The sequence below is a fragment of the Rhizobium sp. X9 genome (genome assembly GCF_018873185.1).
Lineage (GTDB): Bacteria > Pseudomonadota > Alphaproteobacteria > Rhizobiales > Rhizobiaceae > Agrobacterium > Agrobacterium oryzihabitans.
In genome coordinates, this window is record NZ_CP071311.1 from 2,669,846 (window position 1) to 2,692,011 (window position 22,166).

Annotated in this window: 18 protein-coding genes and 2 riboswitches; of the genes, 7 read left to right on the forward strand and 11 right to left on the reverse strand. The window is 58.6% G+C overall.

Going from position 1 to position 22,166, the window contains the following annotated elements; all coding sequences use genetic code 11:
• Positions 1–73: 73 nt before the first annotated feature.
• The 3 genes from JZY08_RS12935 (at position 74) to JZY08_RS12945 (ending at position 4,271) form a co-directional block, all read left to right on the forward strand.
• Positions 74–1,810: a type I secretion system permease/ATPase gene (locus JZY08_RS12935; RefSeq protein ID WP_035241225.1), complete on the forward strand. Its 1,737-nt coding sequence runs from the start codon at positions 74–76 to the stop codon at positions 1,808–1,810.
• Positions 1,803–3,116 carry an HlyD family type I secretion periplasmic adaptor subunit gene (locus JZY08_RS12940; RefSeq protein ID WP_216330363.1) on the forward strand — a complete coding sequence of 438 codons (1,314 nt, stop codon included), beginning with the start codon at positions 1,803–1,805 and terminating at the stop codon, positions 3,114–3,116. The genes JZY08_RS12935 and JZY08_RS12940 overlap by 8 nt, the downstream gene beginning before the upstream one ends.
• 192 nt (positions 3,117–3,308) lie before the next feature.
• Positions 3,309–4,271, forward strand: coding sequence for a rhizobiocin (locus JZY08_RS12945; protein ID WP_082183144.1), 963 nt, complete (start codon positions 3,309–3,311; stop codon positions 4,269–4,271).
• Between the two features lie 154 nt (positions 4,272–4,425).
• Here the strand turns inward: JZY08_RS12945 and JZY08_RS12950 are convergent, their stop codons facing one another.
• The gene (locus JZY08_RS12950) at positions 4,426–5,703 is read right to left on the reverse strand and encodes an MFS transporter (protein WP_216330364.1); all 1,278 of its coding nucleotides are present in this window, start codon (positions 5,701–5,703) and stop codon (positions 4,426–4,428) included.
• 430 nt (positions 5,704–6,133) lie between these two features.
• Between JZY08_RS12950 and leuC the strand changes: the two genes are divergently transcribed.
• Positions 6,134–7,555 carry a 3-isopropylmalate dehydratase large subunit gene (gene leuC, locus JZY08_RS12955; RefSeq protein ID WP_003492521.1) on the forward strand — a complete coding sequence of 474 codons (1,422 nt, stop codon included), beginning with the start codon at positions 6,134–6,136 and terminating at the stop codon, positions 7,553–7,555.
• 59 nt (positions 7,556–7,614) lie between these two features.
• Here the strand turns inward: leuC and JZY08_RS12960 are convergent, their stop codons facing one another.
• From JZY08_RS12960 to JZY08_RS12990, 7 genes are all read right to left on the reverse strand, one after another.
• Positions 7,615–9,075: a M48 family metalloprotease gene (locus JZY08_RS12960; protein WP_003492523.1), complete on the reverse strand. Its 1,461-nt coding sequence runs from the start codon at positions 9,073–9,075 to the stop codon at positions 7,615–7,617.
• 307 nt (positions 9,076–9,382) lie between these two features.
• Entirely contained in the window at positions 9,383–10,099 is a 717-nt protein-coding gene (locus JZY08_RS12965) for an ATP-binding cassette domain-containing protein (RefSeq protein WP_216330365.1), read from the reverse strand.
• A complete protein-coding gene (gene thiP, locus JZY08_RS12970; RefSeq protein WP_216330366.1) occupies positions 10,096–11,721 on the reverse strand; it encodes a thiamine/thiamine pyrophosphate ABC transporter permease ThiP in 1,626 nt (541 codons plus the stop codon). Before thiP ends, JZY08_RS12965 begins: the two co-directional genes overlap by 4 nt.
• Positions 11,722–11,740: 19 nt before the next feature.
• Positions 11,741–12,754 (reverse strand): thiamine ABC transporter substrate binding subunit, encoded by a 1,014-nt coding sequence (thiB, locus tag JZY08_RS12975; protein ID WP_216330367.1) that lies wholly within the window; start codon positions 12,752–12,754, stop codon positions 11,741–11,743.
• 37 nt (positions 12,755–12,791) lie between these two features.
• Positions 12,792–12,902, reverse strand: a riboswitch (TPP riboswitch).
• A gap of 45 nt (positions 12,903–12,947) precedes the next feature.
• Positions 12,948–13,340, reverse strand: a complete 393-nt coding sequence (locus JZY08_RS12980) for a VOC family protein (RefSeq protein WP_003492532.1) — start codon at positions 13,338–13,340, stop codon at positions 12,948–12,950.
• A 92-nt stretch (positions 13,341–13,432) separates the two neighbouring features.
• Positions 13,433–15,259: an ABC-F family ATP-binding cassette domain-containing protein gene (locus tag JZY08_RS12985; protein WP_216330368.1), complete on the reverse strand. Its 1,827-nt coding sequence runs from the start codon at positions 15,257–15,259 to the stop codon at positions 13,433–13,435.
• Between the two features lie 4 nt (positions 15,260–15,263).
• Entirely contained in the window at positions 15,264–15,917 is a 654-nt protein-coding gene (locus JZY08_RS12990) for a thiamine diphosphokinase (protein ID WP_216330369.1), read from the reverse strand.
• A gap of 90 nt (positions 15,918–16,007) precedes the next feature.
• A riboswitch (SAM riboswitch) is annotated at positions 16,008–16,084 on the forward strand.
• An 82-nt stretch (positions 16,085–16,166) separates the two neighbouring features.
• On the opposite strand from JZY08_RS12990, the gene metA reads away from it, so the two are divergent.
• Entirely contained in the window at positions 16,167–17,093 is a 927-nt protein-coding gene (metA, locus tag JZY08_RS12995; RefSeq protein WP_082183160.1) for a homoserine O-succinyltransferase, read from the forward strand.
• Between the two features lie 74 nt (positions 17,094–17,167).
• Positions 17,168–18,187 (forward strand): aldose epimerase family protein, encoded by a 1,020-nt coding sequence (locus JZY08_RS13000; protein WP_082183163.1) that lies wholly within the window; start codon positions 17,168–17,170, stop codon positions 18,185–18,187.
• Positions 18,188–18,202: 15 nt separating this feature from the next.
• Here the strand turns inward: JZY08_RS13000 and mtgA are convergent, their stop codons facing one another.
• Positions 18,203–18,913, reverse strand: coding sequence for a monofunctional biosynthetic peptidoglycan transglycosylase (gene mtgA / locus JZY08_RS13005; protein WP_003492542.1), 711 nt, complete (start codon positions 18,911–18,913; stop codon positions 18,203–18,205).
• A 171-nt stretch (positions 18,914–19,084) separates the two neighbouring features.
• Between mtgA and JZY08_RS13010 the strand changes: the two genes are divergently transcribed.
• Complete coding sequence (locus JZY08_RS13010; protein WP_003492544.1) at positions 19,085–19,999, forward strand: polyprenyl synthetase family protein; 915 nt, start codon at positions 19,085–19,087, stop codon at positions 19,997–19,999.
• A gap of 154 nt (positions 20,000–20,153) precedes the next feature.
• Here JZY08_RS13010 and JZY08_RS13015 read toward each other — a convergent pair whose 3' ends face one another.
• Both JZY08_RS13015 and ispG read right to left on the reverse strand, forming a co-directional pair.
• On the reverse strand, positions 20,154–20,816 hold the full coding sequence (locus tag JZY08_RS13015; protein ID WP_003492547.1) for an OmpA family protein: 663 nt from the start codon (positions 20,814–20,816) through the stop codon (positions 20,154–20,156).
• Between the two features lie 63 nt (positions 20,817–20,879).
• Entirely contained in the window at positions 20,880–22,130 is a 1,251-nt protein-coding gene (gene ispG, locus JZY08_RS13020) for a flavodoxin-dependent (E)-4-hydroxy-3-methylbut-2-enyl-diphosphate synthase (RefSeq protein WP_035241238.1), read from the reverse strand.
• Positions 22,131–22,166 lie beyond the last annotated feature (36 nt).

Below are 22,166 nucleotides of genomic sequence, written 5' to 3' on the forward strand. Positions count from 1 at the left end.
CTTTAGGTCTTACTCGAACAGCATTGCCTAATTTCACTTATTGTGCAATTTTCATGCAGTTTTAGGTGTTGATATGCTTTTTTTTAATTCTTTTTTAACAAAAAATAAGAGCGCTTTTTTTGCTGTTGGCCTTGCCAGCGCATTGATGAATATACTTCATCTTTCAGGCTCTCTCTTCATGCTGGAGGTCTACGACCGCATCTTGCCGAGCAAGAGTATTCCTTCTCTTGTGGCTCTGGTCGTCCTCCTTGTGGTCCTCTATGCCTTTCTGATGGGCTTTGATGTTTTGCGAGGCCGGATATTGGCACGCATCTCGGACAATATGGATGACGCGCTCAACCAGAAGCTTTTCAGGGCGTCGATCAGTGCGCCGCTGGTTGCCTCCGCTAAAGTCGACGGACTGCAGATCGTTGGCGATCTGGATCAGATGCGTCAGTTTCTTTCCGGCCCCGGCCCCGGCGCGTTTTTCGATATTCCGTGGCTGCCGATCTATCTGCTGATCTGTTTTGCCCTGCATCCCTGGATCGGTTTTGCCGTGCTTGGCGGCGCGGTCGTCCTGGTTATACTGACGCTTCTGACCAACTGGCTGACGGAAAGGGCAACCAAGCAGGCTTATGCCGTGCGTGGGCAGAGAAACGCCCTCGTCGGCAGCAGCCAGCGCAACATCGAATCCATCAAAACCATGGGCATGATGGGGGCGGTGACATCGATGTGGGACGGTCTGCATAACCAGTACCGCGCCGTCACCCTGTCGACGTCAGATACGGCAGGCATGCTCGGTGCAATTTCCAGAACATTCCGCCTGCTGCTGCAGTCCGGCGTCATGGCCATCGGCGCCGTGCTGGTTATCGACGGGAATGCCTCAGCGGGCAGCATCATCGCGGGCTCGATCCTTTCGGCAAAGGCGCTTGGCCCTGTTGAACATGCGATTGCAAACTGGCGCGGCTTCATGACCGCGCGGCAGGGCTGGAAGCGCGTCAACGAATTTCTTGAACTGGTGCCGGAACCCGCTCCGCCGCTTTCCCTGCCGCGTCCACAATTTACCGTGGCCGTTGATCGCGTAACCGGTGGCCCACCCAATGGCGCGCGCGACACCGTTGCCGATATTTCGTTCACATTGAATGCGGGCGATGGTCTTGGGATCATTGGCCCCAGTGCCTCCGGCAAATCCACGCTGGCGCGTCTCATAACCGGTATCTGGCCCTATGAGCGTGGCTCCGTGCGCTTCGACGGGGCGGCATTGAACCAGTGGGATTTCGAAGTTCTCGGCAAATCCATCGGTTATATGCCCCAGCAGGTGGAACTGATGCCGGGGACTGTGGCGCAGAACATCGCCCGCTTCGACCGTGATGCGACGGCGGAATCCATTGTATCCGCCGCCAAGGCCGCACAGGTGCACGAGCTCATCCTCAACCTGCCCAATGGTTACGATACCTATATTGGCGACCGCGGAGAGGCATTGTCAGGCGGGCAGAAACAGCGCATCGGCCTTGCACGCGCACTTTTCGGCGAGCCCTTCTTCGTGCTTCTCGACGAACCGAACTCCAATCTGGACAGCGAAGGCGAGGCCGCTTTGCGCAACGCCATCGGTGACATCAGGGCGCGGGGCGGCATCGTCGTCGTCATTGCCCATCGCCCCAGCGCCATCGAAAGCATCAATCTCGTGATGGTGATGAGCAATGGCCGGATGTTCCGCTTCGGCACCAAGGAAGAGGTGCTTGCGCAGATCCTGCGGCAGAACATCCATCAGGTACCGGCAGCAGAGGAAGAAACACGCAAGATCGAAAACCGGGTGAGCGAAAATGGCTGAGACAAAGAAAGCCGGTTTGACGCATGCGTCTATCGCCAAACACTCGGCCGCGGTTATCGTTCTGGCTATCGGTCTTCTGGTTGGATTGGGAGGCTGGGCGGCTCTGGCAAAACTTGCCGGCGCGGTCGTCGCCACCGGTCGGGTTGTTGTGGAAGGCAATTCCAAGAAGATCCAGCATCTCTCCGGCGGTATCGTCAGCGAAATAGATGTTGCCGAAGGTGACAGGGTCGACGCCGGCCAGGTTTTGCTGCGCCTGAGCGATACGATCGTCCAGGCCAACCTGTCCATTGTCGAGAACACGCTGGCACAACTCTATTCGCGCCGGGCGCGTCTGGGGGCTGAGCTTGCCGAGGCATCTTCCTTTTCCGTTCCAGAAGATCTGGAGGCTCTGACGAATTCCAAGGCTGCAAAGACTTTCATAGATAGCGAACAGAGCCTTTTCAGCAGCCGCCGCAACGCGCTGAGCGGCATGAAAAAGCAGTTGGCGACGCGTAAGGACCAGCTTGCCGATGAGGCCCGGGGCCTCGGTGTTCAGGTGGGAGCGACCGACAACGAGCTTGTCATCGTCAAGGAAGATGTTTCCAAGACGCAGGAGCTCTACAGCAAGGGGCTCGTGACGCTTCAGCGCCTTAATCTCCTGAAGCGCCAGCTTTCCAATCTCGAAGGCCAGCAGGGCCAGTACATGGCGGCCAGGGCCCAGACGGTGGGCAAGCTGAGCGAACTGGACCTGCAGCTGCTGCAGCTTGACGAAGACCGCAAGTCCGAGGTGACCAAAGATCTGACGTCGATCGAAGCGACGGTGGCGGAATATGAAGAACGGCTTGCGGCAACACGCGACCAGCTGGATCGCCTCGATATTCGCTCGCCCATTGCAGGACGCATCTATCAGCTCTCGGTGCACAACATAAATGGCGTGATCCAGCCGGGTGAAGTGCTGATGCTCGTGGTGCCGGAAAAGGAAGAGCTTGCAATCGAGGCCAACATAGTTCCGCGAGACATCGACCAGATTTACGTGGGACAGCCGGTAACCATTCGTTTCACGGCATTCAATCAAAGTACTACGCCGGATGTCAGCGCGGAGGTCGCCGTCGTTGCTCCCGATCTGCAAACGGATTCCCGAACTGGAACATCCTATTATTCGCTGCGCATCAAACCAAGCAAAGCTGGAATGGAACATCTTCCCGGCGGAAAACTATATCCCGGCATGCCCGCAGAAGTATTCATACAGACAAGTGAAAGAAGCGTTCTTTCTTATTTTGTAAAACCATTCCAGGATAGACTAAGAGAAACGTTCATACAGGAATAAACTACTTTAAAAATTCCGTTCCCCTAGTAAAATCTTCACGAAAGGACATGAGAGAATCAAAAATCAATTTTTCTAAAAAAACAATTTAATATATATTGTACTGTCAATTTTTATGGATTAGATATCACAAGCATATTTATCCAAAAGTAAATTTCACATCATTTCATTCTCAAAAATTTATGGGAGAGTAACATGGCATTAACAGTAACTTTCGGTAATGGCGGTGCCTCCACGGTTTCATCGCTCACCAATCTGGTCGATCAGGAAGCTTATAAGCTCCTCACGGAATCCACGACGCAGACCAAGAACGGCTCCTCGCTCGATTCCGGCGTAGTCAACGTCGCGGCCGTCGCGGTTCCCGGCAGTGGTGCAGGCGGAAATGTCGATGTCGGATACGATGCCAGCAAGAACGGCTTCACCTTTGACGTAACGTCGGCATGGAACTCGGTGAAAAACGTTCTCGCCAAGTCCGAGACCTCTGAAAATCTTTCGTTCAAGGATTTCGTTCACGTTGACGTTTACCTTGGCGGCACAGGTTCTTCCAATGTCGAAGTTCTGAACGCCAAACGCGGCAATATCACCACCGGCGCTGGCAACGACACGGTCACCGTCTCCGTCGTTTCGAATGACAGTGGTTGGGTAAACGCCTTCAACATCGACACCGGTGCAGGCAACGACACCATCACCGTCAAGGCTGGCACGGCGTTCAACAGCGCCTCTGCTGCGGGCACGGGCGGTATTGCTGCCGGCACCAATGTTGTGAACGGTGGCGCTGGCGTCACCGACGGCAGCTTCACCTCCGTCACAATCAACGCAGGCGCCGGTAACGATACGATCGATCTCAGCGGCGTAAAGCTTGCTTCTTCGCTGGTAACGGGCGGCACGGGTATCGACCACATCATTGCAAGCGCTGGCGCCGATACCTTCGTCTTCAATCTGGGCGACATGGCCAAGAGCATTGTTACCGACACCATCACCGGCTTCAATGCGTCGATGGACAAGCTGAAGCTGGTCGGCACGACAATCAGCAACTGGACAGTGTCGACCTATGAGGCAGACACCATTGTAAGCTACAACGTTGATGGCGCACACAAGGGCGAGAAAATCGTTCTTGAGGGTGTTCACCTGACAGGCAGCGACTGGTTCACTGCATAATTCTCTAAAAGAGAATTTCTGCACAATACCCCTTAAATAGTAGTGGCCCGGACACATGTCCGGGCCACAATTTTTTATGTTGATGCCGCAAGAGACAGCTATGACCGAGAAGCCCCAACAGCTGGCGAGGTGCCCCCATTGTCGCCTTCCGAAATCAGGCCGCCTCCGCCTGATTGCCCATTTTGCGCGCCGCGATGATGACGAGCACACCTGCTAGCGCAAGGCAGAAGGCAAGGAAGAACATTGGCGCAATCGTGCTGCCGGTTTGATCCTTGATCCATGGCACCACGTTCTGCGCCACGAAACCACCCAGATTGCCGACGGAGTTGATGGCGGCGATGCCGGCAGCGGCACCCGCTCCCTTCAGGAAGCGGCCGGGCAGGCTCCAGAACACCGGCTGGCCGGCGAAAATGCCCGCAGCGGCGATACAGAGGAAGGCGAACTGCAGGACCGGGTCGCTGAGCAGCGCCGACATCAGCAGGCAAAACGCGCCGACGAAGGCAGGGCCGACGATATAAGGCGTCTTGTTCTTCGCCTTGTCGGCTGCCAGAGGCACGACGAAGAGGGCGACAGCCACGATCACCCAGGGGATGATGTTGATGAAGCCATTGGCGGTGTTGGAAACGCCGAAGCTCTTCACGATCGTCGGCAGCCAGTAGCTGAGACCATAGGCCGCCAGCGGAAAGCCGACATAGCAAAGCGCCATGAACAGCACACGCGGATTGATCAGGGCCTTGAAGCCGTCCTCCGCATGCTCTTCCATGCCCTTGTTTTCTTCGGCCAAGCGGTTCTTCAACCAGTCCTTCTCAGCCTGGGTCAGGAACTTCGCCTTTTCCGGTGTATCATCCAGATAGAAGAAGGTGGCTATACCAGCGATGACGGCGGGAATACCCGTTGCCAGGAACACCCACTCCCAGCCGGCATAACCAAGGAAACCATCGAGATCGAGCAGCATGCCGCCGAGCGGTGCGCCGATCGCATTGGCAAGCGCACTGAAGATCATGAACAGGCCGATCATGCGGCCGCGATAATCGCGCGGGAACCACAGCGTCATCAGGAACAGCACGCCCGGGAAGAAACCGGCCTCGCAAAGCCCCAGCAGGAAGCGCAGGATGTAGAACATCGTGGCATTCTGCGTATAGGCAAGCGCGATGGTGACGGCACCCCAGGAAACCAAAATGCGGGCGAACCATTTGCTGGCGCCAAAACGGTTGAGGAACAGATTGCTGGGCACTTCGAAAATGAAATACCCGATGAAGAACAGCGAAGCGCCAAGTCCATAGGCATATTCGCTGAGGCTCAGCGCATCGACCATCTGCAGCTTGGCATAGCTGACGTTTTGCCGGTCGATATAGGCGATGAGATAGAGAAGGCCAAGAAACGGCATCAGCCGCCAGGTGATCTTCGAGATAAGGGATTTTTCCGATACCATATGCTTTTCCCTCCCTTCGATTGCTCGTCGAAATGCAAATGATAAGGGGACCCATCTATATGTGCGGCGCAAAATACGCAAGTTGCATTGCATCATAACCAATGGTGAAAGGGCTGCAAAACAGGCACTTCAGGGTCGCAAACAGATGGTGCGGCGCACATTTAAGTCGCCGCGTCAGCGTTTTACGGTCGGCGTGCATTCATATTGCCGCGAAACCGGCAATCTGCTATGAAGACCGCCATGGGATCTAAATTCGGATGTCTCGCGCAGAATGTATATGTGCTGCAGGACCACAAGCGTCTGCCGGCACGATTTTTCGCGCGCATTTCCGGGGCGCTCAACAGCCGACTTAGGCTCGCCTGACAGCACCACGCTGTCCACCGCCGTATTGAACCCTGATTTACCTTTTCCATGACAAGGCAATAGAGCCATGAGCGCATCCAGCACCCTGCCCCGCACCCTCTATGACAAGATCTGGGACGACCACGTCGTCAATCGTGATCCGGACGGGACCTGTCTTCTCTATATCGACCGTCACCTGGTCCATGAGGTGACGAGCCCGCAGGCCTTCGAAGGCCTGCGCATCGCCGGTCGACCGGTCCATTCGCCCACCCGCACACTCGCTGTCGTTGATCATAACGTGCCCACCACAGCCGACCGGCTGGAAGGCATCAAGAATGAAGAAAGCCGCATCCAGGTGGAAGCGCTTGCGCAGAACGCCAGGGATTTCGGTGTCGAATATTATTCCGAGCGTGACAAGCGCCAGGGCATCGTCCACATCGTCGGCCCTGAACAGGGCTTTACCCTGCCGGGCATGACGATCGTCTGCGGCGACAGCCACACCTCCACACACGGCGCTTTCGGCGCGCTGGCGCATGGTATCGGCACGTCTGAAGTGGAGCATGTTCTGGCGACCCAGACGTTGATCCAGAAGAAGGCCAAGAACATGCTGGTGCGTGTCGATGGCAAGGTTCCGGATGGCGTTACCGCCAAGGACATCATCCTCGCCATCATCGGTGAGATCGGCACGGCGGGTGGAACCGGCCATGTGATCGAATTTGCAGGCGAGGCGATCCGGTCACTCTCCATGGAAGGCCGCATGACGGTTTGCAACATGACCATCGAGGGCGGAGCCCGCGCCGGTCTGATCGCACCGGATGAGACCACCTTCGATTACATCAAGGGCAAGCCGCGCGCACCGCAGGGTGAGACGCTGGAACAGGCCATCGCCTATTGGAAAACGCTGAAATCCGACGAAGGCGCCCACTATGACAAGGTCGTAGTGCTCGACGCGGCCAACCTGCCGCCGATCGTCTCCTGGGGTTCGTCACCTGAGGACGTGACTTCCGTAGAGGGCATCGTTCCCAATCCGGATGATATCGAGGAAGAAAACAAGCGCACGTCCAAGTGGCGTGCGCTGGATTATATGGGCCTGAAACCCGGCACACGCATCACCGATATTGCCATCGATCGCGTCTTCATCGGTTCCTGCACCAATGGTCGCATCGAGGATTTGCGTGCAGCCGCGAAGATCGTCGATGGCCGCAAGGTGGCTCCCACCGTTTCAGCCATGATTGTGCCCGGCTCCGGTCTCGTGAAGGAACAGGCGGAGAAGGAAGGTCTGGACAAGATCTTCCTCGAAGCCGGTTTTGAATGGCGCGAACCGGGATGCTCGATGTGCCTTGCCATGAATGACGACCGCTTGAAGCCCGGCGAACGCTGTGCCTCCACCTCGAACCGCAACTTCGAAGGCCGTCAGGGTTACAAGAGCCGCACTCACCTCGTCTCTCCCGCCATGGCGGCGGCAGCGGCCATCGCAGGTCATTTTGTCGATGTGCGTGAGTGGCAATAATTGCCGGACGACGGCTTGAACAGCAAACCCCGGAGCGATCCGGGGTTTTTCTTTGAGCTTTATTCCGAAATGATCTTCACCCGCTGGCCGGGCTGAAGCGTGGCGGTGGCGCTCATCGCATTGATCATGCGGAACATGTCGAGCTTCCGGTCGGTCCCCATCATCCGCGCGGCGATCGTCGCCACGGTTTCACCGGACTTCACCGTCACCACCCGCACCCGCAGCGGCTTCAGTGAAGCGATCTCCGACGGAGTCATCTTGCGGAAGCTTGTGCGCAGCACGTTGGCGATTGAATCAAGCTGCGCATTGCCCTTCGGCACCGCCGTCAGGAAACGGAATATCTGTTGCCCGACACGAATGACGGTCACGTCGAAATCCCATTTGTCGGCGGTCGCCCGGGCTGTAGCGGCTTCCAGACCGTTGATCTGCGTTTCCTTCACGGTTTCCGGTATCAGGCCGGCAACCCAGCCGCTGGTCAGATAATTTGCAAGGGTGGTCTGCTTCGGGTCGGCCACGCCGTCGAAACGGATCGCCATATCGCCCGGCCCCGTTGCAAGCACCGCCTCCACCTTGTTGTCGATGACGAAACCTTCCGGCACGTCGAAGCGGATTCCGAGCGTTCCGTGGAGGAACGTCTGGCCCCTGACGTACCCTTCCTGCGGGCTGTCGCCATAAAGCAGGCCGTCTATGCCATCCAGAAACCAGTCGCGCCCACGATCCCCGACCTGGCCCTCCTGGCCAAAGGCGCGGGCGTGCCGGCGCGCAAGCTCGATGCGCTGCGGCGTGTTGGGGTGGCTCGAAAGGAAGTCGAGGCTCTGGTCGTTTTCCGGATCGGCCGAGGAAAAACGCGCATAGGCGGCCATGGAATCCAGAAAACGCGGCGATGCGAAGGGGTCGTAACCGGCCTCACCCAACATGCGCACGCCAATCACATCCGCCTGCAATTCCTGCTGACGCGAAAAGGCCGCGAGCCGCAGCTTGCCACGTGCAAGCGCCTGCTTGCCGGCAAGATCGCTCGACAGCACCTCGGCAACCACGCGGCTCGCAATCACCTCCGCCTCTTCCCGGCGCTGGCGCTCGATACCGTGGTTTGCGGTGACATGGCCCATCTCGTGCGACAGCACGGCTGCGACTTCCGAGGCATCGTTGGCGAGCGCGAGAAGCCCGCGCGTCACGTAGAGATAACCGCCCGGCAGCGCAAAGGCGTTGATGGCAGGCGAATTGAGGATGGTGATGCGGTAGGACTGCTGCGGGTTTTCCGAAACGGCTGTCAAAGCACCCGCGATGCGCGCGACGAGCCGCTCCGTCTTCGCGTCACGATATTCACCGCCGTAACTCGCCACGATACGCGGATGTTCACGCGCCCCCATCTGGGCACGGGGATCGTTCTTCTGCACCTCTTCCACGGTCTGCGGATTGTCCGAGGGGCGCAAGGTGGACTGGTAGGCCGGGCTGAAGAGAGACTGGCACGACGACAGGAGCACAGCGGACGCCGTCAGCAAAGACCACGCGGCAGCCATCCTGCCCGAACGGCTAAGGCCTGAACGGGAGAAGAGCCTCCCCTGTGCAGTCATGCTATTTCTCATTCTCTATGCCTGCCCCTAACGTTCCTGATCATCCGTTAATTGCAGACCAGAATAACAGATTCGCCCCAACGAGCCATGAATGCCGAAACGGTAAAAACGATCCATCAAGTCCGGAATATTCCTGAAGAACGCAATAATTCTCGTCTTTTCTCGGGCAACAACTTGAAACTGGCAAGTGCAAATTAGCGCCATTGAAGTCATCTAAAGCGATTGCCAGCGAGGCGCGTCGAAAATAAGGCGATCAGCCGTTCAGAAAACTCTCCACCGCCTTCACATTTTGTGTGGCGAAGAAATCTGCGGTCGCGCCAGTGTAGACGACCCGGCCACGATCAAGAAAAACCACCCGCTGCGCCAGCTTTTTTATGTCTTCGGGATGGTGGGTGACAATAATCACCGTGTTTTTTGTTTCAGCATGCAAGTCCAGAAGCAGAGAGGCCATGCCCGCCCGCAACCCCGGATCGAGGGCCGCGAAAGGTTCGTCGAGCAGCATGACCGGTTTTTTCCGGACCAGCGCACGCGCCAGCGCCGCCCTCTGCCTTTCCCCGCCGGAAAGCGTTCCGGGCAAACGTTTGTCAAAACCGGCAAGTCCCACGCGTGTAAGCGCCACGTCGATCCTCTGCCGGTCTTCCGCCCGCAGTTTCAGCCCGGGGCTGATGCCGAGCGCGACATTGGTGAAGATATCGAGATGGGCGAAAAGATTATTGTCCTGGAAGATCGATGAAACCGGCCTTTCGGAAGGATCGAGCGCCTTCATGTCCTGCCCGCCGATCAGGACGCGCCCGGAATCGGGAACCTCGAAACCAGCGATGAGATTGAGGAGCGTCGACTTTCCCGAACCGGAGGCCCCGACCACGGCCGTCATCTGGCCTTGCGGGAAGGTGCAATCAAGATCGAAATCCTGCGTTCCAAGCCTCAGCGTGACCTTGTCCAGCCCCACGGCAAATTCATCGCCCGTCATATGCTCGCCCTTGCTGATTGCGATTGCCGTGAAACACCGCCGGCGGCAAGCAGCAGGCAGACGATGCCAAGAATGAATGCGTATCCGGCGGCATCATTGGTGCGGTAGCTGCCCATATTGCTATAGACCAGCCATGGCAAGGTCACGAAACTTTCCGAACCGAACAGGGCAACCGCCCCGAGATCGCCGAGCGAGAGGGCCATGGCAAAGGAAAACGCCATGAGTAAAGGCCGCCGCAGAACCGGCAGATCGGCAAACCGCAGCCGCGTTAGTCCCTGAAGCCCAAGGCTGGCGGAGAGCCGAGACGTGCGTAAAAAATGGCTGGTGAAGGCTGGCTCCAGCACCCGCATGGCAAGCGGCAGCGCCATCAGCATGTTGATCAGCGCCACCAGAACGGGAGCATAAAAGCTGACATCGCCGAACACCCGCAACAGCAGGAACCACCCGCTTCCCAGCACGACGGGCGGCACCAGCAACACAAGCGAAGACCCCGCCCCGAGCGTGTTGGACAGAAATCGCAGCGGTCGGGCTGCATGCCGTCCGGAAGCCACAGCCTGGCGCGCATTTATGATTGCGAAGCAGCAGAGCACGACGAGAGTTGCTGAAAGCAGGGCGATTGCAAGGCTGGTCGCCGCCGCGCGCAGGAAGATCGACGCCGACAGAAGACGCGTCAAATCTGCCCCCAACCCTGAGACTGTTATGGCGACAAGCGGCAAGCCAATCAGCAGAACCGCAAAAGCGATGGCCATCCCATCCCAAAGACGGGCGCCAGCGCCCTTGCCGTCGAAACGGCGAAGGGGACGGCCAAGCGAGGCAATTTCCGCCTCGGGCGATGGCAAAAAGGCAAGAAGGCCGAGCAGGATCGCCGTGAGAGCAATCTGCAGAACCGAAAGCGCAATCGCCCGCTGCGGATCGAAATCGAACCGCAGCGCCTGATAGATCGTCACTTCCAGTGTCGTTGCCGCTGGCCCGCCGCCCAGCAGAAGCACGAGCGTGAAGCTGGTGGCGCACAGCATGAAGACAAGCCCGGCAATGCCGGGAACAAGCCGCGAGACCGTCGGCCATTCGATGAAACGGAAAACCGCAACCGGCCCCATGCCAAGGCTCGCGGCCATGCGCCAATATTCGCCCGGAATGCGCTCCAGCCCGGCCAGCATCAGCCGCACCGCGAGCGGCAGATTGAAAAACACATGCGCGATGAGGATGCCGGAAAGGCCATAAATACTGAAGGGCTCATCCGCACCTGCAAAAACAAGGGCCGTATTCAAAACACCCTGCCTGCCCCAGATGGCGATGATGCCGAAGGCGCCGACAATGACCGGCAGCCCCATCGGCACCGCCATTAGCCGGATGATCCATATCCGCCCCGGAAAATCTTGTCGGCGGGAGAGCGCCAGCGCCACCGGCAGGCCTAGAAGGATCGATAGAACGGTGGACAGCGTTGCCTGATAAAGCGTGAAACGCAGGATGCGCAGCGTATAGGCATCCATGATGCCGGCGGCGGGTGCACCGGCATCGAAAGACAGAAGGGTCGCGACAGCGAGCGCCATGAACAGGAAAACGGCGGCAAAGGCCGCCGTTCCGGCGATGATCGACCACCTGTAGTCGCGACGCAGCATCATGCGCGGGCTTGCCTCTTCCTCAATTCATGCTCATGGCTGCAAGCCATTCGTCGATCCAGGCCTTGCGGTTCTTCGCCACCTCTTCCGGGTCCATCAGGAATGTCTTCTGCGGCACGACGAGTTTGGAGAACGCCTCGGGCAGAGGCTTGGACGTTTCAGCGACCGGCATCATCCAGTTGTTTTCCGGAATGGCATCCTGAAATCCTGATGTCAGCGTGAAAGCGAGGAACTGCTTCGCCAGTTCCTTATGCGGCGCGTTTTTGAGAAGGCCGGAAACCTCGATCTGGATGTAGTGCCCCTCGGAAAAAGCCGCGGCCTGATAGCGATCGGTCTTTTCCGAGACCATGTGATAGGCAGGCGACGTGGTGTAGGAGAGCACCATCGGAACCTCACCCTTGGTGAAGAGGCCATAGGATTCCGACCAGCCCGGCGTGACGGTGAGGATGCGCTTTCTGAGCTTCGCCCAGGCTTCCGGGGCCTTGTCGCCATAAACCGACTTTACCCAGAGCAGCAGGCCAAGCCCCGGCGTGGAAGTGCGCGGGTCCTGAATGGCGATCTTCTGCGAGGGGTCGCCTTCCACGAGGTCCTTGAGACTCGTCGGCGGGTTCTTCACCGTCTGCGTGTCATAGATGACGGCAAAATGCCCGTAGTCGTAGGGCACGAAAACATCGTCCTTGTAACCGCCCGGCACCTTGGCCGCCGATACATCGATGCCGCTGACATCAAAGAGACCGGTCTGTTTCGCTTCCGCGACCAGATTGGTGTCGAGACCAACGACGACGTCCGCCTTGGACCCTGCGCCTTCAAGCTTCAGACGGTTGAGAAGCGCAACACCATCCGCCACGCCAACGAAATTGAGCGTGCATCCGCAGACCTTCTCGAAGGCTTCCTTCACCTTGGGGCCGGGACCCCATTCGGAAACGAAGCTTTCATAGGTGTAGACGGTCAGTTCCTGTTTATCCTGCGCAGCGGCAGGACCTGGCAGAAACAGCGAAGCGGCAACGAGAAAACTCGGGAAAAGACGACGGCGCACGGGTATCTCCTCATAACAAAAAGGGAAATAGCCGCTTGCCTTGAAGCCGTCTAATCCCTCCGCCGGTATGAACCGGATCAGGTTCTTCGGGTTGGCAAGCCTCTCAGCCTTTTGCACGCAAGCACAAAAGACACCCCGTTAGATCATGATGATGATGTAGTCCCGCCGTCTCTGATTGGCAAGATGGCTGCCGTCAGCCCTGCGCCGTCATATGGACCAGTTCCCAGACGTGACCGTCCGGATCCTGAAAGCTGCCGGCATACATGAAGCCGTGATCCTGCACGGGTTTCCAGTCGCTGCCACCGGAGGCAAGCGCCGTTGCGATCATCCGGTCGATTTCCTCGCGGCTTCCCGCCGTCAGACAGGTCAGCACCTCGGTGCTGCGCGTCGCATCGGCGATATCGCCATTGATGAAATCACGAAAACGCTCTTCCTGGAGAAGCATCACGAAGATGTTCTCCTCAACGATCATGCAAAGCGTGCGGTCATCCGAATATTCCGGATTGAAGCTGAAACCGAGAGCCGTGAAGAAGCTTCTGGATGTCTCGATATTCTTGACCGGCAGATTGACGAAGATCATGCGCATTTTCTGAACTCCTCCGAACCCGCACAGGAAACGGCAATTCCGCCTCCCTGTCAAAGGCGGATGAGACCTTAGTCAAGAAATCGCGACCGCAGTCACCCCTCAATTTCCTCGCGCAGCATCTCCAGCTCCAGCCATTCTTCTTCCATGGCTTCGAGCTTTTCGCGCAGCTTCGTCATTTCCTGCGCCAGCGTGTTGAAGGCAGCCGGATCCTTGGCAAAGAGATTGGGATCGGCCATGCGCTGCTCGCGTTTTGCGATTTCGCCCTGCGCCTTTTCCATTTCCTTGGGAAGATTTTCGAGCGCAAATTTCTGCTTGAAGGAAAGCTTGGCCTTGGCCTTTGAAGGGTCCTGCGACGCGGAAGCGGAAGGTGCGGCCTTCGCCCTTTCCTGCTTCTCCGCCTTGCGTTTTTCTTCCGCCGCACCCTTGCGCTGCGCCATCATGTCCGAATAGCCACCGGCATATTCGATCCAGCGTCCATCCGGCTGGTCCGGATTGGCGGGCGCAATGGTGGAAGTAACGGTACGGTCGAGAAAATCGCGGTCGTGGCTGACGAGGATGACGGTGCCCGAAAAGCCCGCAACGATTTCCTGCAACAGATCGAGCGTTTCGATATCGAGATCGTTGGTCGGCTCGTCGAGGATGAGCAGATTGGTCGGCCTTGCCAGAATGCGCGCCAGAATAAGACGGGCGCGCTCACCACCGGAAAGGTTGCGGATCGGCGTGCGGGCCTGTTCCGGCTGGAACAGGAAGTCCTTCATGTAGCCCGTCACATGTTTCAGTTCGCCGTTGACCAGCAGATTATCGCCTCGCCCGTCGGTGAGGTAATGGGCAAGCGTATCGTTTGGATTGAGATCTTCGCGCTTCTGGTCAAGCGTCGCTATCTCGAGATTGGTGCCGAGCTTCACCGTGCCGCTGTCCGGCTCAAGCTGTCCGGTCAGCATCTTCAGAAGCGTGGTCTTGCCCGCACCATTCGGGCCGACGAGACCGATGCAATCGCCACGATGCACCCGCAGCGAAAACGGTGCGATTATCACGCGCTCGCCATAAGACTTGGTGATGGCCTCGGCCTCGATGACCAGCTTGCCGGATTCCCGCACGTCCGAAGCCGTCGCCTGCACCGCGCCCTGCGGTCCCTTGTGACCGCGATATTCCGCGCGCATGGCCTGAAGCTCGCCCACGCGGCGCATGTTGCGCTTGCGTCTGGCAGTCACGCCATAACGCATCCAGTGTTCTTCGCGCTCGATGGCCTTACCGAGCTTGTGCTGCTCCAGTTCTTCCTCTTCCAACACCTTGTCACGCCATTCCTCGAAATGCGCAAAGCCGCGATTGAGACGGCGCGACTGGCCGCGATCGAGCCACACGGTCGAGGTGGAGACCTTCTCCAGAAAACGCCTATCGTGCGAAATCAGCACCAACGCGCTGCGCGTCTGCTGCAATTCGCCTTCAAGCCATTCGATGGTGGGCAGGTCCAGATGGTTGGTCGGCTCGTCCAGCATCAGAATATCGGGCTCGGGCGCCATAACGCGGGCAAGAGCCGCGCGCCGCGCTTCGCCGCCGGAAAGGCTTTCCGGATGTTCCTGTCCGGTCAGGCCGAGATGCTCGAGAAGATAAGTGACACGATAGGCATCGTCTCCCGGCCCGAGCCCCGCCTCGGCATAGGCCTGCACGGTATCGTAACCGGCAAAATCCGGTGCCTGTTCCAGATAGCGGATGGTGGCGGAGGGGTGGCGGAAAACCTCGCCTGACTGCGCTTCGACGAGACCTGCGGCGATCTTCATCAGGGTCGACTTGCCGGAACCGTTGCGCCCGACAAGGCAGATGCGGTCGCCCGGCTCCACCTGAAGATTGGCGCCATCGAGCAGCGGGGTCACGCCGAAAGTCAGCTTGATGTCATCGAGTTTCAAAATTGGGGGTGCCAAGGCGTCAGGCTCCGGTCAGATCATAAGGGCGGGCGAGCACGATGGCTTTTCCGCTTTTCAGCGAGAAATGCACGAGCCCGCCATTCGCGACATTGGAAATAGTGCGGGAGGAGCCGAAAGCAAGCGCGAAATCCTTGAGCGGATAACGCACATTGCCGATATCAAGCCCCGTAAGAGCGGTGAGCCCGGCAACGGAAAACAGCGAAGCGGGCGGCAGATCGATATCGAGGGAACCGGCAACAAGCGGGCGAGCCTCCTCTTCGCCGGAGGTCAGCGTAACGTCTAGACCACGCTCAGCAAGCGCCACCGCGTAAAGAAGATGCTGAAGCGCATGGTCGCTTCTCGCCCCGCCGAGTGCACCAACGAGCACCAGCGAACCCGCGCCGCGGGCGAGAGCCCCCGAGACTGCGATCTCGCCATCGGTCACGGCCTTTGCGGCCGGGTAAGGTTGGCGCTCCACATTTGGCCAGGAGCTGAGCAGCTCCGTGCTGGCGGAATCGAAATCTCCCACCCAGAGCTCTGGCGTAAGATCAAGCGGTGCAGCATGGCGCATGCCGCCATCGGCCGCGATCACACGGCTGTTCGCAACCGCCAGCTTCAGGCGGTCGGTAACCGTCACATCGCCGCCAAGCAGAATGGTGAAGCGTTCTCTATCCATGCCCTGCCTTATCGCACCTCAGGCAAAAATGGAAAGGCAGAAACCCGACGAAATCAGCCGATATTGATTTTCGTCGGCTTCAGGATTATGAAACGCCTCAGTGGTGATTTGCCGACCGGCTTGCAGCCACTTTAAAGAAGTCGCTAAAGGGTCGAGGAAAAAGGCAATTTCCTGGGACCGGCTGCGATTTCGCTGCCGGTTTTTTTGTTTTCGCAACGTTCTTTACGTCATCCGAAAAGAGAGTTCGACATGCCGATCAAGATTCCCGATACGCTTCCCGCCTTCGACACCCTCGTTCATGAGGGTGTGCGGGTCATGACTGAAACGGCGGCCATCCGGCAGGATATCCGCCCGCTCCAGATCGGGCTTCTCAATCTCATGCCGAACAAGATCAAGACGGAAGTGCAGATGGCGCGCCTCGTCGGTGCTTCGCCGCTGCAGGTGGAGTTTTCTCTGATACGCATCGGCGGCCACCGCGCCAAGAATACGCCGGAAGAGCACCTTCTGTCTTTCTACGAGACCTGGGAGGAAGTGCGCCACCGCAAGTTCGACGGCTTCATCATCACCGGCGCGCCGATCGAAATGCTGGACTATGAAGACGTCACCTACTGGGACGAGATGCAAAAGATTTTCGACTGGACGCAAACCAACGTCCATTCGACACTGAACGTCTGCTGGGGCGCGATGGCCGCCATCTACCATTTCCACGGTGTGCCGAAATACGAACTGAAGGAAAAGGCTTTCGGTGTTTATCGTCACCGCAATCTCTGCCCTTCATCGATCTATCTGAACGGCTTTTCGGACGATTTCCAGGTTCCGGTCTCACGCTGGACGGAAGTGCGCCGCACTGACATTGAAAAACACCCCGAGCTCGAAATCCTGATGGAGTCAGAGGAAATGGGCGTGTGCCTGGTGCATGAGAAAGCGGGCAACCGTCTCTACATGTTCAACCACGTCGAATATGATTCCACTTCGCTTTCGGATGAATATTTCCGCGATGCGAATGCCGGCGTGCCTATCAAGCTGCCGCATGATTATTTTCCGCACAATGATCCGGAACTAGCCCCGCTCAACCGCTGGCGCAGCCATGCCCATCTGTTTTTTGGCAACTGGATCAACGAGATATACCAGACGACGCCCTACGATCTCGAATCCATCGGGGAAATCGCCGCGTAAATTGCGGGATTGCGAATTGCCGGAAAATGACGCAACGTCCGCCGGCAATTCAAAGATATCGGGAGAAGGACGCCATGAGCGACGCGGCGGCACGGGAGAATTTCGGTTTCACGGCGACCGGCGAAAAGGTCGAGCGCGTCACCATCTCGAAGGGCGGCTTGACGGCCAAGGTTATCACCTGGGGAGCGGTCATTCAGGATCTGCGCCTTGAGGGCCACCAGCCGCCGCTCGTCCTCGGCTTCGATACCTTCGAGGACTACAAATATTCGTCCTATTTCGGCGCCACCCCCGGCCGGAATGCCAACCGTATCGGTGATGGCAAATTCTCGATCGACGGGCACGAATACCAGCTGGAACTGAACGAAAAAGGCGTCAGCCACCTGCATGGCGGCAGCGACGGCATGGGCAAACGCAACTGGATGCTGATGGAACATGGCGAAAGCCATGCGGTTCTGCAGATCATCGATCCCGATGGCCGCGCCGGTTATCCCGGCAATTGCACTGTTACCGCCACCTATACGATCCGCGACGGCGGCGTGCTTTCGGTGGTCTATGAAACGGTGACTGACAAGCCGACCATCGCCAATGTCTGCCAGCACTCCTATTTCAATCTCGATGGCGCGGATACCGCACTTGGGCACGAGATCAGCATCGCCGCCGACTTTTACCTGCCGACCAACGACAAGCAGATACCGACCGGCGAAATACGCTCCGTCGAGGGCACCGTCTTCGACCTGCGACACCCGACGCCGATGCGGCGCAAGGAAAATGGCGAACAGGTTCTCTACGACCACAATTTCTGCCTTTCGCCAGAGCGTCGCGCCAAGCGCAAGGTTGCCCGCGCCTATTCGCCCGCCTCCGATATCGCCCTTGAGGTTCACACCACCGAACCCGGCGTGCAATTCTATTCGGCCTTCAAGCTGAACGTTCCTGTTGCGGGTCTCGATGGCCGCCACTACGGCCCCTTTGCCGGTTTTTGTCTGGAAACGCAGATATGGCCGGACGCCGTTAATCACCCCGATTTTCCGCACGCGATCCTTCGGCCGGGCGAAACGCTGCGTCAGGAAACCGATTATATTTTCAAGAAGGGCTAAGGCAGCGGGCTGGCGTCAGTCCAGCACGCAGCCGACATAAGCCCCGGAGGCCCGGGCGCGTCGTTCTATAAGGCCGGCAAGTCTTTGCAGGCCACGACCCGGCTTGCCGGCGACACGGTCGATGGGATTGGGCAGGGAAACGGCTAGCAGCGCTGCCTGACGGGAACTGAGCTTTGCAGCCGGCACCTTGAAATGATGTTGCGCCGCCGCCTCAATGCCGTAAATGCCAGGCCCCCATTCGGCAACGTTGAGATAAATCTCCATCATACGCTTTTTCGACCAGACGAAATCGGCCGCAATCGCCAGCGGCAGTTCCAGCCCCTTGCGCAGGAAAGAACGGCCGTTCCATAAAAACAGGTTCTTGGCTGTCTGCATCGGAATGGTGCTGGCACCGCGGGTGGAGGCGCCGTCGAGCGCATTGCTGACGACGGACTGCATCTGGTTCCAGTCAACGCCGCCATGGAAACAGAATTGCCCGTCCTCGGACATCATCACGGATTGAACGAGGCGCGGTGAAATATCCTCAAGAGGCACCCAGCGCCGGTCATAACCCTGCAGGGTCACCAGATCGGCAAGCATCAGCGTCGAGACCGGCCGGATGAAAGGCAGCGCATAAACCGGGATCAGCAGATAGGGCAGGATCAGCAATGCCAGCAAGGTCAAGAAGATACGCTTTGCCAACGTGCGAAAATCCACCTTCGGACTGCTCCGGTCTTCCGCCAGCACGGCGTAATCTGCGTCGCTTTCAGGCGTACTGCTCAATATTCGTCAAAGCCCCGCACCAATCGAAGCCTTTCATATTCCATTGCCGGCTTCAAGGCGAGTCCGGTCAAACAGTTGACCTCAGGAATCACGAAAAGGTTGCCTGGCCCCGCGCGGCATGCCAAAGAGCGCGACATGGACGCTCAGATGACGAATTTCGAAACGCGGCTGCGCGATAACGCGGCAAAGACCGAATCCCTGCTTGGTCGCCTGCTGTCCGCAGAGGCGCGCGCGGATGAGATTACGCGCCCGCAAAACCTGCTCGACGCCATGCGTCATGGTGTGCTGAACGGCGGCAAACGTCTGCGGCCTTTCCTCGTCATTGAAAGCGCTGCCCTTTTGGGCGGAGATGCCGGTGCTGCCCTTTATGTCGGTGCTGCACTCGAATGCCTCCATTGTTATTCGCTGGTGCATGACGATCTTCCAGCCATGGATGATGACGATCTGCGTCGCGGCCAGCCGACCGTGCATCGCAAATTCGACGAGGCAACCGCCATTCTCGCCGGCGACAGCCTGCTGACGCTCGCCTTCGACATCATCGCGTCGGACGAAAATCCGCTCTCGGCAGATCGCAAGGCCGCTCTCGTGCTGTCACTCGCCCGCGCAGCGGGTATCGGCGGGATGGCCGGCGGTCAGGCGTTCGATCTCGCTGCGGAAAAGAAGGCTCCGGACGAAGCAGGCATTGTTACATTGCAGGCTATGAAAACCGGTGCGCTGCTGCGTTTCGCCTGCGAAGCCGGCGCGATCATCGCCGGCAGCGATATTTCCGAAAGGCAAAGACTGCGCCTCTTCGGTGAAAAGATCGGCCTCGCCTTCCAGCTTGCCGACGATCTCCTCGACCTGACGGCCGATGCCGCCACCATGGGCAAGGCAACCGGCAAGGACGCCGCACGCGGCAAGGGAACGCTGGTGGCGCTGCGCGGTGAGGACTGGGCGCGCGGCAAGCTTCAGGAACTGGTGGCGGAAGCCGGCGAACTCCTGGCCCCTTATGGCGAAAAGGCCGCGATTCTCATCGCGGCCGCAAGATTCATCGCTGAACGAAAAAGCTGACAAGGTTCTCGTAGCGTCTTCCGTCATGCCGGACTAGATCCGGCATCCAGCCACGGCGCGTCTGCGTCGTGACGGGAGTCTTTCGCGATCAAGGACTTGATCGCGCTGGACCCCGGATCTAGTCCGGGGTGACGGTAGGAGAGCTACGTGCGCTTTAGCCCTTGAGCGGCGAAATCAGCACTTCGACGCGACGGTTCTGGGCGCGACCATCCGGCGTTGCATTCGAAGCGATCGGCTGCGACGGACCGAAGCCGAGCGTCGAAATACGGCGCTGATCGACGCCGCGTGCGCCAAGATAATTGGCAACCGAGGCGGCACGGCGTTCCGAGAGGCCCTGATTGTAGCCGGGGCTACCGGTGGAATCGGTGTGACCATTGATGTCGATCAGCGTGCGGTTGAACTTGTTCAGCACGATGCCAACGGAATCAAGCGTCTGATAGAACGGCGGAATGACCTGATCCTGATCCGTCGCGAAGGTGATGTTCGACGGCATGTTGAGAACGATGCTGTCGCCACGGCGGCTAACCGAAACGCCCGTGCCCTGAAGCTGGGCGCGCAGTTCGGCTTCCTGACCATCCATGTAATTACCGATGGCGCCGCCGGCAAGCGCACCGATACCGGCACCGATGAGGGCTGCGTTACGGCGACCCGTCGGCGACCCGCCGACAGCCAGACCACCGAGAGCACCGACGACAGCGCCGATGCCGGCGCCGCCCGCCGTGTTCGACATCTTCTGCTCGCCCGTATAGGGGTCGGTGGTGGTGCAGGAGGAAAGATAGGTCGCGCAAAGGGCAACGATCGCAATTTTCTTGATCATGTAGTTTGATGCTCCGAAGGGTTCAGGAGGTATGACAGTGGAATTCCGGTTTCACGGTACTCTTTACTCCGCCGCATCTTTCCGGCCAAAACGCTTTTCGATGTAATCGATCACAAGCGCTTCAAAATCGGCGGCGATATTGGGCCCACGCAGGGTAAGGGCCTTTTCGCCGTCGATGAAGACTGGAGCGGCGGGGCTCTCGCCGGTTCCGGGCAGCGAAATGCCGATATCGGCATGTTTGCTTTCGCCGGGGCCATTCACGATGCAGCCCATGACGGCAACATTGAGCGCCTCGACGCCGGGATATTTTTCACGCCAGAGCGGCATGTTCTTGCGAATGTCGTTCTGAATGTTCTGGGCAAGTTCCTGAAACACGGTGGACGTGGTGCGCCCGCAGCCGGGACATGCCGCAACGACCGGAATGAACTGGCGAAAACCCATGACCTGCAGCAATTCCTGCGCCACCTGGACTTCGCGGGTGCGGTCGCCATTCGGCTCCGGCGTCAGCGAAACGCGGATCGTGTCACCGATGCCATGCTGCAGCACATAACCCATGGCGGCAGAAGAGGCGACGATGCCCTTGGAACCCATGCCCGCTTCGGTGAGCCCGAGATGCAGGGCGTGGTTGGACCGCTCCGACAGCATCGAATAAACCGCGATCAGGTCCTGCACCTGGCTGACCTTGGCAGAAAGGATGATGCGGTTGCGCGGCAGGCCGATCTCTTCGGCAAGCTCGGCGGAGATCAGCGCCGACTGGACGATGGCCTCACGGGTGACCTGACGGGCGGAGAGCGGAAAACCCTCCTCCTTGTTCTTGTCCATCAGCGTCGTCAGCAATTCCTGGTCAAGCGATCCCCAGTTCACACCGATGCGAACCGGCTTGTCGTAGCGGATGGCCATTTCGACTATTTCGCCGAACTGCTTGTCCTTCTTGTCCTTGAAGCCGACATTGCCGGGATTGATGCGATACTTCGCCAGAGCTTCCGCACAGGCCGGATGATCCGCCAGAAGCTTGTGGCCGATATAGTGGAAATCACCGATCAACGGCACATCCATGCCAAGACGCAGCAGCCGCTCGCGGATTTTCGGCACGGCTGCGGCGCTCTCGTCCCGGTCAACGGTGATGCGCACCATTTCCGAACCAGCCTGGAAAAGCGCCGCCACCTGCTGCACGGTGGCGTCAATATCCGCCGTGTCGGTATTGGTCATGGATTGCACGACAACGGGCGCGCCGCCCCCGACGATGACGCCGCCCACGTCGACGGCGACGGATGCGCGGCGGGGCTTTGGGTCGTAATCGGCGTGTGACGTCATGGCGGTCTCTGGAGCTTGCGGCAAGGTCTGGCAATT

Excerpts from the sequence above, each read along its gene's own strand:
- JZY08_RS12950 (WP_216330364.1), bottom strand. The coding sequence starts at position 5,703 with ATGGTATCGGAAAAATCCCTTATCTCGAAGATCACCTGGCGGCTGATG.
- JZY08_RS12990 (WP_216330369.1), bottom strand. The coding sequence starts at position 15,917 with ATGGATAGAGAACGCTTCACCATTCTGCTTGGCGGCGATGTGACGGTT.
- JZY08_RS12980 (WP_003492532.1), bottom strand. The coding sequence starts at position 13,340 with ATGCGCATGATCTTCGTCAATCTGCCGGTCAAGAATATCGAGACATCC.
- leuC (WP_003492521.1), top strand. The coding sequence starts at position 6,134 with ATGAGCGCATCCAGCACCCTGCCCCGCACCCTCTATGACAAGATCTGG.
- thiP (WP_216330366.1), bottom strand. The coding sequence starts at position 11,721 with ATGATGCTGCGTCGCGACTACAGGTGGTCGATCATCGCCGGAACGGCG.
- JZY08_RS13010 (WP_003492544.1), top strand. The coding sequence starts at position 19,085 with ATGGACGCTCAGATGACGAATTTCGAAACGCGGCTGCGCGATAACGCG.
- JZY08_RS12935 (WP_035241225.1), top strand. The coding sequence starts at position 74 with ATGCTTTTTTTTAATTCTTTTTTAACAAAAAATAAGAGCGCTTTTTTT.
- JZY08_RS12960 (WP_003492523.1), bottom strand. The coding sequence starts at position 9,075 with ATGGCTGCCGCGTGGTCTTTGCTGACGGCGTCCGCTGTGCTCCTGTCG.
- JZY08_RS12965 (WP_216330365.1), bottom strand. The coding sequence starts at position 10,099 with ATGACGGGCGATGAATTTGCCGTGGGGCTGGACAAGGTCACGCTGAGG.
- metA (WP_082183160.1), top strand. The coding sequence starts at position 16,167 with ATGCCGATCAAGATTCCCGATACGCTTCCCGCCTTCGACACCCTCGTT.
- JZY08_RS13000 (WP_082183163.1), top strand. The coding sequence starts at position 17,168 with ATGAGCGACGCGGCGGCACGGGAGAATTTCGGTTTCACGGCGACCGGC.
- ispG (WP_035241238.1), bottom strand. The coding sequence starts at position 22,130 with ATGACGTCACACGCCGATTACGACCCAAAGCCCCGCCGCGCATCCGTC.
- JZY08_RS12945 (WP_082183144.1), top strand. The coding sequence starts at position 3,309 with ATGGCATTAACAGTAACTTTCGGTAATGGCGGTGCCTCCACGGTTTCA.
- JZY08_RS13015 (WP_003492547.1), bottom strand. The coding sequence starts at position 20,816 with ATGATCAAGAAAATTGCGATCGTTGCCCTTTGCGCGACCTATCTTTCC.
- JZY08_RS12940 (WP_216330363.1), top strand. The coding sequence starts at position 1,803 with ATGGCTGAGACAAAGAAAGCCGGTTTGACGCATGCGTCTATCGCCAAA.